The sequence below is a fragment of the Limnochorda sp. LNt genome, assembly GCF_035593265.1.
Classification (GTDB): domain Bacteria; phylum Bacillota; class Limnochordia; order Limnochordales; family Geochordaceae; genus Geochorda; species Geochorda subterranea.
On the sequence record NZ_CP141614.1, the window covers coordinates 716,915 to 730,412 of the forward strand.

Here is a 13,498-nt window from a genome sequence, read left to right on the forward strand (position 1 = left end):
AACATGGCCGAATCTCGACCGGTGCTATGATACCGGGCATGACGAGGCGTGTCAAACCGAGACATCAGGCTCAGGCGTGTGCCGCGGCGGGGCTCGCCTCGCGCCGCGCGAGGGTGCGGCGGAGCCTCCAGGCGCTGGCGGCCAGCAGCACCGCCGTCGCTGCACAGCCCACGTAGACCGCTCGAAAGCCCCAGAGCTGGCCGATCAGGCCCGCTCCGGCCGCCGCCAGCGTGATGGCCAGGGCTTCGATGCCGTCCAGGGCGCCCATCCCGCCGCCGCGCTCAGCGGCGCTGGTCAGGGTGCTCGCCGTCCACGTGGCGCCCGCTCGCACCAGCGGGTAGAGGGGGATGACGAAGGCCACGGCGGCCGCCAGGGCCGTCGGCGCGCCGGCCATGGCCGCGAACATCAGGATGTAGAGGCCGGCGCCCGCCAGGATGAGGTCTCCGGCAGCGAAGCGACGCCCTCCGGCGCCCAGCCATGCGTAGGCTGCCAGCCCCAACCCCGTGGCCAGCGCCAGGGTCGTGCCGTAGAGCGCCTCGCTGCCGCCCAGGGTGCCGACCAGGTAGAAGCCGAAGACGGTGAAGCTGGCCTCGCTCGCCAGGCTCGCCAGTGCGAAGACGGTCAGGAGCAGCACCAGCGTGCTGTTGCCGTACAGCCGTCGCCACTCGTCACCCAGCTCGACCAGGCGACGGGCCAATCCGTGGCGGAGGGGCGGGGCATCGGGCCGCCCGACGAGGGGCGGTACCTTCCAGGCCACCCACAACAGGTCCACCAGCAGCACCCCCGCGGCCACCACGAGCAGCGTGCGCGGCGAGGCCCCCACCCACTCGCGAGCCGCCACCGCCACGCTTCCGAGCGCCCACCCCCACGACTCCAGCTGCAGCCACCAGGCCAGTGCACGGTCGGCCGTGGCCAGCGGGCCGGGCTGCAAGGAGACCAGCGCCTTGCCCGCGGGCGACAGGCCGCCGTACAAGGCGGCCGCGACGCTCGCCACCAGCATGGCCTCGAGACCCGTCGAGACCCACAGCAGGCCCAGGCACGCCGCTGCGTAGCCCAGCAAGCCGGCCAGCAGCACGAGCTTGAGCCGGCCCGTGACGTCGGCCAGGCTCCCCCAGAGATTGGCGGAGACGAACCGCACCATAGCCGGCACGGCCGTGACCAGGCTCAGCTGAAAGACGCTCTGCTCGCCGGACGTGTACAGGTACAGCGGGACGTAGCCGAAGATGACCATGTCGGCGAAGGTGCGGCTGATGCTGGCCCCCAGGACGGGATACGTGGACATGGGTGCCGTCACCCTGCTCGTGCGCGGCGGGCCAGCGTCAGCGCATGCGCCAGCTCGTCGAGGTGCCGGATACGGGGGGCATCGCAGCCGCGATAGTGTCCCACCGGGTCGAGGAGGACCGCCTCGATGCCGGCGGCTCGGGCACCGGCCACGTCGATGGAGCAGATGTCGCCGACGTGCAGGGCCTCGTCGGGAGAGGCCCCCGCTCTCTGCAGGGCGAGGCGGAAGATGGCCGGGTCCGGCTTCTCCACCCCGACGAGGGCGGAGTCGAGGACGAAGTCGAGGTGCTCCCGCAGCCCCGCATCCACCAGGAATCGCTCTACCCGGCCGTCCGCGTTGGAGACGACGCCCAAGACCAGCCCCAGGGAGCGAAGGGCGCGCAGCGCCTCGACCGTGCCGGGACGCACCACCCTCCAGAGCCGGCCCTCGCGGTCCAACCCCTCGATGCGGGCCAGCACGGTCTCGCACACCTCCGGCGCCAGGCCAGCCGCCTCCAGCGCGGTGCCCAAGAGCCCGCGCGGCGGCCGCGGCGCCTGGCGCCGCATGAACCGATCCAACGCCTCGGTGGCTGCCGTGTTGGCCTGCTGGAGGCGCTCGACGCTCAGCGGGGCGCCGGCCTCGGCGCACCAGGCGGCGATGCGAGCCCAGTCGGGAAAGATGAGGGTGTTGCCGGCGTCCAGCAACAGCGCCCGCAGCCGAGGAGCCGAGCGGGCGCAAAGCGCGAGCAGATCGTCGTTGGGCATGTCTCTACCATACCTGCCGAGACGCCGTAAGTCCAGCCGCCTATGGGGCGACCTGGTGCAGTGGGGCGCCGGCCGGTCCCCGGTGGCCGGGCCGAGCCGTCGGACCGGCCGGTGGAGGGCAGGGGGCTACACCCGTGCGCCTCGGCCCTCGGCCCTGGCCGTCTCGATGCGGCGCAGCGCGATCTCGTCGGCGGCCCGGTAGGTGGGCACGTTGCGCGAGCGGGAGAGCTCGATGACCTCCAGCACGCGGTCGTAGATGCGCTCAACCTTGGCCCGGGCCCGCTGGGCGCTGTAGCCGCCAGGTCCGAGCTCCTCGGCCACGTTGATGACGCCGCCCCCGTTGATGACGTAGTCCGGTGCGTAGAGCAGGCCCCGCTCGTGGAGCAAGTCGCCGTGTCGCGGCTCGGCCAGCTGGTTGTTGGCGGAGCCTGCGACGATGGGGGCCCTGAGCCGCGGGATGGTCTCGTCGTTGAGGACGGCACCCAGGGCACACGGGGCGAAGACGTCGCACTCCACGTCGAAGATGGCGTCAGGCTCGACGGCCTGGACGCCCAGCTCCTCGACGGCCCTTCGCACCTTCTCGGGGCGGATGTCGGTGACCACGACTTGGGCCCCGGCCTGGACCAGGTGGCGGGCGAGATGGAAGCCGACGCTGCCGACTCCCTGGATCGCGACCCGCCGGCCCTCGAGCTGAGTGGTGCCCCAAAGCGATTGCGAGCAGGCCTGGATCCCCCGGAAGACGCCGAGCGCCGTGAAGGGCGAAGGATCTCCGCTGGTCTCCGGAAGGCCGGCTACGTAAGCGGTTGCATTACGGATCAGGCGCATGTCGTCGGAGGTCGTGCCGACGTCCTCGGCCGTGATGTAGCGCCCGCCCAGCCGGTCCACTGCCTCGCCGATGGCGGCCAGGAGCTCGGGCGTCTTGTCGCGTGTCGGGTCGGCCAGGACGACCGCCTTGCCGCCTCCGAGGGGGAGACCGTGGATGGAGTTCTTGAGGGTCATGGCTCGGGAGAGCCGCAGGACGTCGGTGAGCGCCGCCTCCTCCGAGGCGTAGGACCAGATCCGGCAACCCCCCAATGCCGGCCCCAGCGTCGTGTCGTGGACCGCGATGATCATCCGAAGGCCCCGGCGTGCGTCGGTGGCGAAGACCACCTGCTCATGGCCTCCGTGACGGACCACCGCTTCGAAGACGCCCATCGCCCCCATCACGTCCTTCCATCGGTTGTCGGGCTCGACGTGCGACCCGTCGGCCGCCGTGCACAGCCATGTACGGTGTATGCACGGCCCGCCACCGACTCCATTCGAGGCGGGGAGGCGACTTCCTGGCGGCGACTCGAGGCCCGGGCGGGACCGGATGCGCCCCTCAACAGACCTGTAACGCCGCGTTTACCCCTTCGTAACCCGGCCTTGTGACAATGTGAATGCATTCACCACCGGCACCAGCCGGACAGGGGATGGGGCGCGTGATGTCGCCCGTGATTCGCGATGGGCTGTGGAGGCTGGCCCTGCTCGTCGGTCTGTACCTGGTGCTGATGCTGCTGCGCAGCGTCGGACTGGTGACGGGCCGCTGACCTCCGGGTTGCCGCGGTGAGCTCCCTCGGCCGGCGACGGGAGCGACCGGCTCTCGCCGACGTCCGCGTTGTTACCTTTCTTTAACGGTCCTCCCTCTTTACAGGTCACCTGGGTGGCGTTATATATAGGTGGCAACCGGGACAGAAACTGGACGGCCGGGACGGGCATCGTCCCACAAGCCCGTCCCCCGGTAGCTCGAGTCGGGCCAACGCCCGAACGGAAAGGAGTGGGATCAACATGGTGTGCCGGGACTGCGGCACGCACAACTACTCCGGGAGCCTCTACTGCAAGAAGTGCGGAGCTGACCTCAACCGCAAGTCCGCTCAGACGCCTGTCGCGCGCAAGAACCTGCTCCAGCTGCTCCTGTCGACCCTGCGCTGAGCGGCCGGCACTGGGATCCGACTCGTATTCGCTGCCCCTCCCCGTGGCGCCAGCCTTGACACTCGGCCCGGCGGCGACTAGAGTAGGAGACGCCGGGCCGCCAGTGCCGGCGGCGTGGGCAGGTAGCTCAGCCGGTTAGAGCGCCACGCTCACATCGTGGAGGCCAGGGGTTCGAGTCCCTTCCTGCCCACCATCCCCTCATCCCGCCGCGGATGCCCCCCGATGCCCAAACCTGCCGAGTGCACGCCCGCACGCGCCGGTAACCGCACGCGACCGAGATGCGCCTGACCGCCTGACGGAGGCCACCGGTCGGGGTCGCTGGCCGCAGGACCCCCTGCGCGCCCGTCGAAGGCCAATGGTAATCGGTCGCATTGGCAGAGCGTCGGGCGTCGAACCGCCCGGCCGGGCCGTGCGGCGACGGGAGGGAACCGGATGCAGCGACGCAGGGCCGACCGATGGTGCGGACGATGGGTGAGCGCCGTCGCGCTGACCGGGGTCCTGATGGGTTGGCTGGCGGCGGGGGCGTGGGCCGGTGCGTCGGGCCGGACCGTCCAGTTGAGCATCGTGACCGGCGGCACGGGCGGTGTCTACTACGTGCTCGGCGGGGGGCTCGCCAGCCTGCTCTCCCGGCGCCTGCCGGGCGTCAACGCCGTCGCCGAGGTGACGTCCGCCTCGGTCGACAACATCCTGCTGGTGGCCGACAAGGAGGCGGAGATCGCCTTCAGCCTCTCCGATACCGCCTACCTGGCGGCGCAGGGGATGGGGCCCTTCGAGCAGACGGGGCCGGTGCCCATCCGGGTCCTCACCATGATCTACCAAAACTACAACCACCTCGTGGCCAGGGCCGGCTCGGGCATCCAGTCGGTGCCGGACCTGCGCGGCAAGCGGGTCAGCACGGGCGCCCCGGGCAGCGGCACCGAGGTGACCGCCCTGCGCATCCTGCGTGCCTATGGCCTCGATCCCGACCGGGACGTGCGGCGTGACTTCCTCGGGGTGGCCGAGTCAGCGGACGCCCTGCGGGATGGGCGCATCGACGCCTTCTTCTGGTCGGGGGGGTATCCGACCGGGGCGGTGATGGACCTGGCCAGCACCCCGGGCTTCGACGTCTACGTCGTGCCCATGGGCGAGATCGTGCCCAAGCTGGTCGAGGAGTACGGTCCCTTCTACGCCGTCGCCACCTTCCCTGCGGGTGCCTACAACGGCGATGTCCGAGAGGCAACGACGACCGTGGGGGTCCCCAACGTCCTCCTGGTGCACGCGGACATGGACGAGCAGCTGACCTACGAGATCGTCAAGGCCATCTTCGAGTACAAGGACGAGCTGGTGGCCATCCACCCGTCCGCGGCCGAGATCACGGTGCAGGACGGCCCCACCTCCCAGATCGCGCCTTACCATCCGGGGGCCATTCGCTACTTCCAGCAACAGGGGACGTGGGGACGCTGATCCCGGCAGGCCTGAGCCTCGCGATGGGAGGGCTCCTGTGGGCGGCCGTCGCCCGTGCGGCAGTCGCTCCCGTGCCGGTGATGGTCGTGTGGGAGGGACGTCCGCAGCCCGGGCGTCCTCTGGCCGCCGTCGTCGTCCACGATGGGGCCACGGTAGCCCTGGCTTACCGGCATTCCATCTGGGGCGTGGTGGTGGCCGAGCGACTGGAGGCCACCCGAGAGGGGTGGCGACTCGTGGCGGTCGAGGGCCCGACCCCCGACATCGCGTCCTACTACCACATCCCCCGAGCTCGCATGACCCGGGTGGAGGAGCGATACCGGCTCGACGTCGACTCGCCCGTCGAGACGGCGACCCTCGTCGTACGGGCGACGGCCGTCGGGGACCGCACGCTGGTGGTGGGGGCGCGTTGCCTCGCGCTTGGCCGCCTCGGCCGGAGCGTTACCATCGGCCGGCTCCGGGGGCCTCTCGCCCGGTGGGTGGGGGCATTGCGGCGCGCCGAGCGGCTGCCGTGGAGCCGCTGTCCGCCCGATATGAGATGGGTGACCCAGGTCGCGTGAGCCGCCGGGGCGTCCACTCGCCGAGGAGGGAAGGGCGATGCAGTCAACGGGGCGAGAGCAGCCGGCCCCGATGCAGGAGGCAGGCCCCGTCGATCACGAGGCCATCCTGGAGCGATACGAGGGGGCGACCCGCCGCCTCGCGGGCATCGTCGGCCAGGCGGTCGGCTTGCTGGCGGCGGCCATGTCGGCCTACCACCTCTGGGCGGCGCTGGCCTACCTGCCCGCCCACCAGATGCGTGCCATCCACCTGGGCTTCGGCCTCATGCTCATCTTCTTGCTCTACCCGGCGACCTCCCGGGGGTCCCGCCATCGGATCCCGTGGCACGACGTGCTGCTGGCCCTGGTCGCCGCGGCCAGCATGGCGTATATCGTGCTCCACTATCGCGAGGTCGCCTACCGGATCGTGCGTCCCACTTCCACGGACCTGGCCTGGGGAGCCATGGCGGTCCTGCTGGTGCTGGAGGCCTCTCGTCGCACCAGCGGGCTGGCCCTGCCGCTCGTGGGCATCGCCGCCATCGCCTACGCCTTCCTGGGGCCGCACCTGCCAGGGCTGTGGCAACACCGGGGGTACAGCGTCAACCGGCTGATGGGGCAGCTCTATCTCTCGCTGGAGGGCCTCTTCGGCGTGCCCCTGGGGGTCTCGGCCACCTTCATCGTGCTATTCACGCTGTACGGGGCGGTGTTGGACGCATCAGGCGCCGGGCGGTTCTTCGTGGATCTGGCCCGCTCGGCGGCCGGGGGGCGACGCTCCGGCGCAGCGCGCAGCGTGGTGCTGGCCTCGTTCCTGCTGGGAGGGCCCTCGGGCAGCGGGGTCGCCACCGCCGTGACGGTGGGAGCCGTGGCGTGGCCCTTGCTCCGCCGTGCCGGCTACACCCCCGAGACCGCAGGGGCGGTGCTGGCGGCCGGCGGCATCGGAGCCGTCATATCACCGCCTATCCTGGGAGCGGCCTCCTTCCTCATCGCCGAGATCCTCCAGATCAGCTACCTCGAGGTGCTCAAGTTCGCCGTCATCCCCACGCTGCTTTACTACCTATCCATCATGGTGATGATCGAGATCGACGCCCGCAGGCTCGGCGTGCAGTCGGTGCAGACGGCGGCGAGGCCGCTGCGGGAGCTCCTGTGGCGGCAGGGCTACCACCTCTCCTCGCTGGTGGTCATCGTCATCTTCTTGATGATGGGCTTCACCGCCACCTACGCGGTCATCTGGTCCATCGTCGTGGCCTTCTTGCTCAGCTTCCTGTCGCGGGAGAGCTGGCTGACGCCGGCCCGTCTGTACCGGGCGCTGCAGGAGGGGGCCCGGTCGGTGCTGACGGTGGTGGCCACCACGGCGGTCGCGGGCATCCTGGTCGGCGTGGTCAACCTGACGGGGCTGGGCCTCAAGTTCGCCGGCATCATCGTGGGCCTGGCGGGCGGCAACCTGATCCTGACCCTGGTGCTGGCGGCCCTCATCCTGCTGGTACTGGGGCTGGCCCTGCCCATCACCGCCTCGTACATCGTCGGCGCCGTGACCGTGGCGCCGGCGCTGGTGCAGGCCGGCGTGCCGGAGCCGGCGGCCCACATGTTCATCTTCTACTATTCCATCCTGTCGGAGGTGTCGCCGCCCACCGCGCTGTCGTGCTTCGCCGTCTCGGCCATCACCGGCGGCAATCCTTTCAAGACGATGTGGAAGACATGGCGCTACGCGCTCCCGGCGTTCCTGGTACCCTTCATGTTTGCCCTCGACCCGCGGGGGATGGCCCTCTTGCTGGAGGGGCCGCCCATCGAGGTGGGGCTGGCCCTCCTGACGGCGGTGCTGGGCGTCGGGGCGCTGGCGGCCGGCGCGGGCGGCCGGGCCCTGTCCGACACGGCCTGGTACGAGCGGGCGGCTCTGGTGGCGGCGGGGCTGCTGCTGACCTACCCGGCCCCCTGGGCCGATGCGGCCGGGCTGGCGCTGGGGCTCGCGGCGCTGGGCGTCCAGCGCTGGCGGATGGCCCTGGCGGGCCGCGGTGCCCCTCGGTACACCGCGGAGGGTAAGCCGGGTTGACGACGAAGCGGCTCGATCCTCGCCCCATCCTGCTCCTGTCGCTCGGGCACCTGGTGGCGGACCTCTACCAGGGGGCGGTGCCCGCCCTGCTACCGCTGTGGAAGCAGGCCTTCGCACTGCCGTACGCGGCGACGGGGGCCATCATGCTCGCACTGCAGGTCTGCTCGTCGGTGGTGCAGCCGCTGTTTGGGCTGCTGGACGACCGGGCGCGCCAGCGCTCCTGGCTGCCTGCGGCCGCGGCGCTGGCCGGTCTCGGCATGGCGGTCGCCGTACTGGCTCCGAGCTACCGGCTGGTGCTGGCGGGGGTCATGGTGGGGGGATTGGGTGTGGCCCTGTACCACCCTGAGGCGTCGCGGCGTGCCCACGAAAACAGCGGCGCCCTTCGGGCCACGGCGATGTCGTGGTTTTCGGTCGGAGGCAACCTGGGCATCGGGCTGGGGCCACTGGTGGTCGCGGCCCTGCTCGCACGTGGCGAGACGGCCCTCGCGTCGGGGCTGGCCGCCATCGGGCTGGCGGCCGCATGGCTGCTGCGAGTGCAGGGCCCCAGGCTGCTGGCCCGGGGCACGCATGGCACGGGGAGCGCGGCCTCTCCATCGACGGGAACGGGGCGGGGTCGCCGGGCGAGCGGTGCCGGTCCCGGCGCGGACCGGTGGGGCGCCCTGTGGCTGCTGAGCAGCGTCGTCGTGGTGCGCTCGTGGGTGCACGCGGGCGTGCAGTCGTTCGTGCCGCTGCTGTTGACCGAGCGGGGGCTGCCCACCGCGCAGGCCCAGAGCCTGCTGGCGGTCTTCTTGCTGGCAGGTGCGGCTGGCACGCTGGTGGGCGGGCCCCTGGCGGACCTGGTGGGCCGAAAGCCGGTGATGGCTGGTTCGATGGCCCTGTCGGTGCCGCTGGTCTGGCTCATCGGCCGCGTCGAGGCCGGGGCCCTGCCGGTGGTGCTGGCCGCGGCCGGCTTCGCCTTGGTCAGCACCTTCTCGGTTTCGGTGGTGCTGGCCCAGGAGCTGCTCCCGAGCCGGGTGGGGACCGCCTCGGGCATCGTCCTCGGGGCCTCGGTCGGCACGGGGGGCATGGGCGTCGCGCTGCTGGGGTGGCTGGCCGACGCCAGGGGATTGCCCGTGGCCATGCAGGCGATGGCCTGGCTACCGCTCGTGGGGCTGGCCCTGACGGTGGGCCTGCCCTCCGAGCGAGGAGCGGCCCTGCGGGAGGGCGCCTCCTCGACCCGCGAGGCGGGCGCCCCCCGCTGATGGCTGGACCCGACTCAGACCGGCCAGCGCTCCATCCGCCAGCCCATCTCCCAAAACATCCACTCGTAGCGGCTGGTGGTGACGAAGTGACGGGCGGCCGCGGCCCTCTGGGCGGGTGTCAGCGCCTCGGCGATGCGGTCCGTGAGCTGGAGCACCTCCCGCACGACGCGGCCGAACTCCTCGCCCCCGTAGGTCTCGATCCACCGCCGGTAGAGGGGATTGGGCGAGCCCCGGGTGGCCAGGCGGGTGCCCACCTCCTGGTAGATCCAGTAGCAGGGCAGCACCGCGCCCACCAGTTCGTGGAAGGGCTCGGCGTAGGCGACCCGAAGCAGGTAGCTGGTGTAGGCCAGATTGGTGGGCGCGACGGGCGTCGCGCGCACCTGTTGCTCCGTCAGGCCGAAGTCGCGGAAGAAGCTCTCGTGCAACTGCCGCTCGACCTCGATGGCCCCGGCGGCGTGGTGGCAGAACATGGCGATGGCCTGCTCCTGGGGGGCCTTGGCCGCCGCCAGCGCCAGCGCCCGGGCGTAGTCGCGCAGGTAGAGGGCATCCTGGATCACGTAGAAGCGGAACGCCTCCTCGGGAAGGGTCCCGTCGGTCAGCCCGCGGATGAACGGGTGGGCCAGGATGGCCTCGAAGATGGAGGCGATCCCGCCCCACAGCTCCTCGGTGAAGCTCCTCGAGAGCGGCGACGGGGTGTCGCTCATGACCCCACCTCCTTGGATGACGCGTCTGCGTGAGCGCCCTTTGGGGCCGGCGGCCGGCTCTTTACCCCACGCGGGCGCTGAAGGTCCGCCATGGCGCCGGTGCGCGCCAGCGCGGCGAGCAGGGCGTAGCCGATGAGGGCCCCGGCGCCGCTGGAGAGCAGGAACGGGCCCACGTAGAAGAGCGGGGCCGAGGGATGCCCCATCACCCAGACGACGACGGGCCACGACGCCAGGCCTCCCAGGATGCCCGTGCCCGTCACCTCGCCCACCACGGCCCAGCCGGTGCGCCCGCTCAGCCGGTAGAGAGCCCCCGACAGGAAGGCGCCGATCATCCCGCCCGGGAAGGCCAGGAGCGTGCCGGTGCCGAGGAGATTGCGCAGCAGCGCCGCGACGAAGGCGATCATGGCGGCCGGCACGGGGCCCAGCAACACCCCGGCCAGCACGTTGATCGCGTGCTGCACCGGGAAGGCCTTGGCCACCCCGACGGGAACCCACACCAGGTGGGAGGCCAGCGTGGCGACGGCGGCCAGCGTGCCGGCCACGGCCAGCTCCCTCGACCCCAGGCGCACCGGGTGCCACCGGGCGTGGACGATCCAGGCGACGGCGGCCAGCACGCCCAGGGCTCCTGCGACGAACCCCCAGGACGTCACGGTCGGTCCCCCTTCCGCTGGCGCCAGGGGCCGACCCCATTCCCGAGGGCCATCCGGCCGGGGCAACGGACCGGGATCGCAGCGCCCCTCGAAGCAAGAGGCGCTGCCCGGAGCGGGCAGCGCCTCGCGGACTCGCTCGACTCCAGGCCACGGTCCCTTCGCTGGCATGACCCAGGGCAGGTTCGAAGGGTTGGGGCATCCGCCCCTCTCAGCCCGCCGGTCCCGTCACCGCCTGCACCTACGGCGAGGCGTCGGCGCCCCGGGGGCACCCCTCGTGGCCACCTGGCTCGGTCAATCTGTCGACCCTAACCTACCACAGCCCTCCTCGCCAGGCAAGGTCGCTCAGGCCTCACCCACCCAGACCAGCATCTCCCCCGGCTGGGCACCCCGGCGACCCGGTCGTTGAGCACGTCCCACTGGTACCCGATGCCCCGCTCGCGCAGCTCCTGGCGGCGGGGCGCGAAGACCGGGTCCGCGACCCGGACACGGTCCCAGCGCACTGGCCAAGCTCGCCGCAAAGAGATCACCGCCCTCCGCCTCACGACGCGACGCGGCCCAGCCGGATGACGTGCCACGACGGCGCCGGCAGGGTCGCCGAGATGACGCCCGCATCTACCGTGGCGTCCCCGCCGCTGTGGGGCACGACGTGGTCCGGGTGGTGCTCCGTGTTGGTCGCCTTGAGGTCCCGATGCTCCAGCACCAGGTGCTCGAGGACCCGGTAGCCCTCGAAGGCCCTCGCGCTGCACTCGAGCCGCACCCGCTCGTGCAGGTCGCGGTTGACCACGAAAAGGGTCAGCGTGCCCTTGTCGGGGTCGAAGACGGCGGCCCCGTCCACCACCGGCACGTCGGTGAAGTCCCGGGTGTCGTAGCGAGGGCTGTCGATGACCGGGCGCAGCGAAACCCCTCGACCGTAACGCGAGGCGTGCAGGAAGGGGTAGTAGATGGTCTGGGCCCAGGCTGGCCCGCCGGTGCGGGTCATGATGGGGGCGATGACGTTGACCAGCTGCGCCAGGCAGGCGATCTTGACCCGGTCGGCGTGGCGCATCAGCGTAATGAGCATCAGCCCGACCAGCAGCGCATCCTCGAAGGTGTAGACGTCCTCCAGCAGAGGCGGCGCCACCTGCCAGGGCGCCACCTGGCGGTCGGCCTCGTGGGAGTGGTACCAGACGTTCCACTCGTCGAAGGAGAGGTAGATGGTCTTCTTGCTGCGCCGCTTGGCCTTGACGTGGTCGCAGGTCGCCACCACCGTGTCGATGAAGGCGTCCATGTCCATCGACTTGGCCAGGAAGTTGGCGGTGTCGTCCTCCTGGTTGCCGTAGTAGGTGTGCAGGGAGATGTAGTCGACGTAGTCGTAGGTGTGCTCGAGCACGGTGGCCTCCCAGTCCGGAAACGTCGGCATCCGGCTGTGGGAGCTCCCGCACGCCACCAGCTCCAGGGAGGGGTCGACCATCTTCATGGCCTTGGCCGTCTCGGCGGCCAGGCGTCCATACTCCTCCGCCGTCTTGTGGCCGATCTGCCACGGGCCGTCCATCTCGTTGCCCAGGCACCACACCTTGATGCCGTGAGGCTCCGGATGCCCGTGGGACCGGCGCAGGTCGCTCCAGTGGCTGCCGCCCGGGTGGTTGCAGTACTCGACCAGGTGGCGGGCCGCGTCGATGCCCCGGGTGCCCAGATTGACGGCCATCATCACCCGGGTGCCTGCCTTGCGGGCCCAGGCGGCGAACTCGTCGACCCCCACTTCGTTGGGCTCGATGCTGCGCCAGGCCAGCTCGAGGCGACGGGGCCTCGACGCCCGGGGCCCGATGCCGTCCTCCCAGTGGTACCCCGAGACGAAGTTGCCGCCGGGATAGCGGACGATGGTGACGCCCAACCGGCGGACCAGCTCCAGCACGTCTCGCCGGAAGCCCATCTCGTCCGCTTGGGGGTGGCCTGGCTCGTAGATGCCGCCGTAGATGGCCCGTCCCAGGTGCTCGACGAACGACCCGTACAGTCGGTCGTCGATGGCCCCGATGGCGAAGTCGGGGTCGACGACCATCCGCGCGCGCTTCATGTCGTCGGTGCGTCCCCCTTCCCGGATCCTCGCTATCGCTGCCCGTACCGGGTCCGGTAGGCCTCGTGCGCCCGTGCCACCTCCTCGGGAGGCAGCGGTTGGGGCTTGCCACGCAACATGGCCAGGTGCACGGTCTTGGCCACGTCCTCCACCATGACGGCCGCCTTGAGGGCGGCCCAGGGGTCGGGGCCGACGGTGAAGACGCCGTGCTGCTTGAGCAGCACGGCCGGTGACGAGCCGATGTGCTCGACCACCGCCTGCCCGATGGCCTCGCCTCCGACGGGCGCGTAGGGTGCGCAGGGGACGGGGCCCCCGAACTCGTCGGCGATGGCCGTCAGCACCACCGGGATGGGCTCGCCCAGCGCGGCGAAGCTGGTGGCGTAGGGCGAGTGCGTGTGGACGATCCCCCCGACGTCGGGGCGATGGCGGTAGATGTAGAGGTGGGTGGCCGTGTCGACCGATGGCCGCCAGCGCCCCTCGACGACACGCCCGTCGAGGTCGACGACCACCAGGTCCTCGGGGCGCATCTGCTCGTAGCGCACCCCGCTCGGCTTGATGACCACCAGACCTGTCTCCAGGTCGCGCCCGGAGGCGTTGCCGCTGGTCATGGTCACCAGGCGCTGGCGCGGCAGCTCCAGGTTGACCTCCCACACGACCTGGCGAAGCCCTTGCAGCATGGATCTCCTCCCCGCCACGGCTCGAAACAGTGGGCCGCGATGTATCGCAACGTTACCGAGGGCTTCGACGGCGTATCGCTGGACTCCTTGTGCTGATAGCTCCAGCCGGATACTTCATGACGGCGACGTTGCCTCAGCGTCGAAGAAGTTGTCCCGCATCCAGGAAGGAATCCACGGG

General features: G+C 71.2%; 13 protein-coding genes and 1 tRNA gene. 6 read left to right on the forward strand and 8 right to left on the reverse strand.

Annotation, left to right across the window (positions count from 1 at the left end; all coding sequences use genetic code 11):
• Nucleotides 1-70: 70 nt before the first annotated feature.
• The 3 genes from VLY81_RS03345 to VLY81_RS03355 all read right to left on the reverse strand — a co-directional run bounded on the left by VLY81_RS03345 (nucleotide 71) and on the right by VLY81_RS03355 (nucleotide 3,219).
• Nucleotides 71-1,282 (reverse strand): MFS transporter, encoded by a 1,212-nt coding sequence (locus VLY81_RS03345; protein WP_324669612.1) that lies wholly within the window; start codon nucleotides 1,280-1,282, stop codon nucleotides 71-73.
• A gap of 8 nt (nucleotides 1,283-1,290) precedes the next feature.
• A complete protein-coding gene (locus tag VLY81_RS03350) occupies nucleotides 1,291-2,025 on the reverse strand; it encodes an HAD family hydrolase (RefSeq protein ID WP_324669613.1) in 735 nt (244 codons plus the stop codon).
• Nucleotides 2,026-2,151: 126 nt separating this feature from the next.
• Nucleotides 2,152-3,219, reverse strand: coding sequence for a Leu/Phe/Val dehydrogenase (locus VLY81_RS03355; RefSeq protein ID WP_405001319.1), 1,068 nt, complete (start codon nucleotides 3,217-3,219; stop codon nucleotides 2,152-2,154).
• A 612-nt stretch (nucleotides 3,220-3,831) separates the two neighbouring features.
• On the opposite strand from VLY81_RS03355, the gene VLY81_RS03360 reads away from it, so the two are divergent.
• The 6 genes from VLY81_RS03360 (at nucleotide 3,832) to VLY81_RS03385 (ending at nucleotide 9,239) form a co-directional block, all read left to right on the forward strand.
• Nucleotides 3,832-3,975, forward strand: a complete 144-nt coding sequence (locus tag VLY81_RS03360) for a zinc-ribbon domain-containing protein (RefSeq protein ID WP_324669614.1) — start codon at nucleotides 3,832-3,834, stop codon at nucleotides 3,973-3,975.
• 116 nt (nucleotides 3,976-4,091) lie between these two features.
• Nucleotides 4,092-4,168 (forward strand) — tRNA-Val (locus tag VLY81_RS03365).
• 239 nt (nucleotides 4,169-4,407) lie between these two features.
• Complete coding sequence (locus tag VLY81_RS03370; RefSeq protein ID WP_324669615.1) at nucleotides 4,408-5,418, forward strand: TAXI family TRAP transporter solute-binding subunit; 1,011 nt, start codon at nucleotides 4,408-4,410, stop codon at nucleotides 5,416-5,418.
• Nucleotides 5,406-5,975: a hypothetical protein gene (locus VLY81_RS03375; protein WP_324669616.1), complete on the forward strand. Its 570-nt coding sequence runs from the start codon at nucleotides 5,406-5,408 to the stop codon at nucleotides 5,973-5,975. The genes VLY81_RS03370 and VLY81_RS03375 overlap by 13 nt, the downstream gene beginning before the upstream one ends.
• A 37-nt stretch (nucleotides 5,976-6,012) precedes the next feature.
• Entirely contained in the window at nucleotides 6,013-7,998 is a 1,986-nt protein-coding gene (locus tag VLY81_RS03380; protein WP_324669617.1) for a TRAP transporter permease, read from the forward strand.
• Nucleotides 7,995-9,239 (forward strand): MFS transporter, encoded by a 1,245-nt coding sequence (locus VLY81_RS03385; RefSeq protein ID WP_324669619.1) that lies wholly within the window; start codon nucleotides 7,995-7,997, stop codon nucleotides 9,237-9,239. The genes VLY81_RS03380 and VLY81_RS03385 overlap by 4 nt, the downstream gene beginning before the upstream one ends.
• 14 nt (nucleotides 9,240-9,253) lie before the next feature.
• Here VLY81_RS03385 and tenA read toward each other — a convergent pair whose 3' ends face one another.
• The 5 genes from tenA to VLY81_RS03410 form a co-directional block, all read right to left on the reverse strand.
• On the reverse strand, nucleotides 9,254-9,943 hold the full coding sequence (gene tenA, locus VLY81_RS03390; protein WP_324669620.1) for a thiaminase II: 690 nt from the start codon (nucleotides 9,941-9,943) through the stop codon (nucleotides 9,254-9,256).
• On the reverse strand, nucleotides 9,940-10,593 hold the full coding sequence (thiW, locus tag VLY81_RS03395) for an energy coupling factor transporter S component ThiW (RefSeq protein WP_324669621.1): 654 nt from the start codon (nucleotides 10,591-10,593) through the stop codon (nucleotides 9,940-9,942). Before thiW ends, tenA begins: the two co-directional genes overlap by 4 nt.
• Nucleotides 10,594-10,898: 305 nt before the next feature.
• The gene (locus VLY81_RS03400; protein ID WP_324669622.1) at nucleotides 10,899-11,093 is read right to left on the reverse strand and encodes a hypothetical protein; all 195 of its coding nucleotides are present in this window, start codon (nucleotides 11,091-11,093) and stop codon (nucleotides 10,899-10,901) included.
• A 38-nt stretch (nucleotides 11,094-11,131) separates the two neighbouring features.
• Entirely contained in the window at nucleotides 11,132-12,643 is a 1,512-nt protein-coding gene (gene arfA / locus VLY81_RS03405; protein ID WP_324669623.1) for an arabinosylfuranosidase ArfA, read from the reverse strand.
• 32 nt (nucleotides 12,644-12,675) lie between these two features.
• Nucleotides 12,676-13,320, reverse strand: a complete 645-nt coding sequence (locus VLY81_RS03410; protein ID WP_324669624.1) for an L-ribulose-5-phosphate 4-epimerase — start codon at nucleotides 13,318-13,320, stop codon at nucleotides 12,676-12,678.
• Nucleotides 13,321-13,498 lie beyond the last annotated feature (178 nt).

Excerpts from the sequence above, each read along its gene's own strand:
- VLY81_RS03355 (WP_405001319.1), bottom strand. The coding sequence starts at position 3,219 with ATGGGCGTCTTCGAAGCGGTGGTCCGTCACGGAGGCCATGAGCAGGTG.
- VLY81_RS03380 (WP_324669617.1), top strand. The coding sequence starts at position 6,013 with ATGCAGTCAACGGGGCGAGAGCAGCCGGCCCCGATGCAGGAGGCAGGC.
- VLY81_RS03345 (WP_324669612.1), bottom strand. The coding sequence starts at position 1,282 with ATGTCCACGTATCCCGTCCTGGGGGCCAGCATCAGCCGCACCTTCGCC.
- VLY81_RS03370 (WP_324669615.1), top strand. The coding sequence starts at position 4,408 with ATGCAGCGACGCAGGGCCGACCGATGGTGCGGACGATGGGTGAGCGCC.
- arfA (WP_324669623.1), bottom strand. The coding sequence starts at position 12,643 with ATGAAGCGCGCGCGGATGGTCGTCGACCCCGACTTCGCCATCGGGGCC.
- VLY81_RS03350 (WP_324669613.1), bottom strand. The coding sequence starts at position 2,025 with ATGCCCAACGACGATCTGCTCGCGCTTTGCGCCCGCTCGGCTCCTCGG.
- VLY81_RS03410 (WP_324669624.1), bottom strand. The coding sequence starts at position 13,320 with ATGCTGCAAGGGCTTCGCCAGGTCGTGTGGGAGGTCAACCTGGAGCTG.
- VLY81_RS03360 (WP_324669614.1), top strand. The coding sequence starts at position 3,832 with ATGGTGTGCCGGGACTGCGGCACGCACAACTACTCCGGGAGCCTCTAC.
- tenA (WP_324669620.1), bottom strand. The coding sequence starts at position 9,943 with ATGAGCGACACCCCGTCGCCGCTCTCGAGGAGCTTCACCGAGGAGCTG.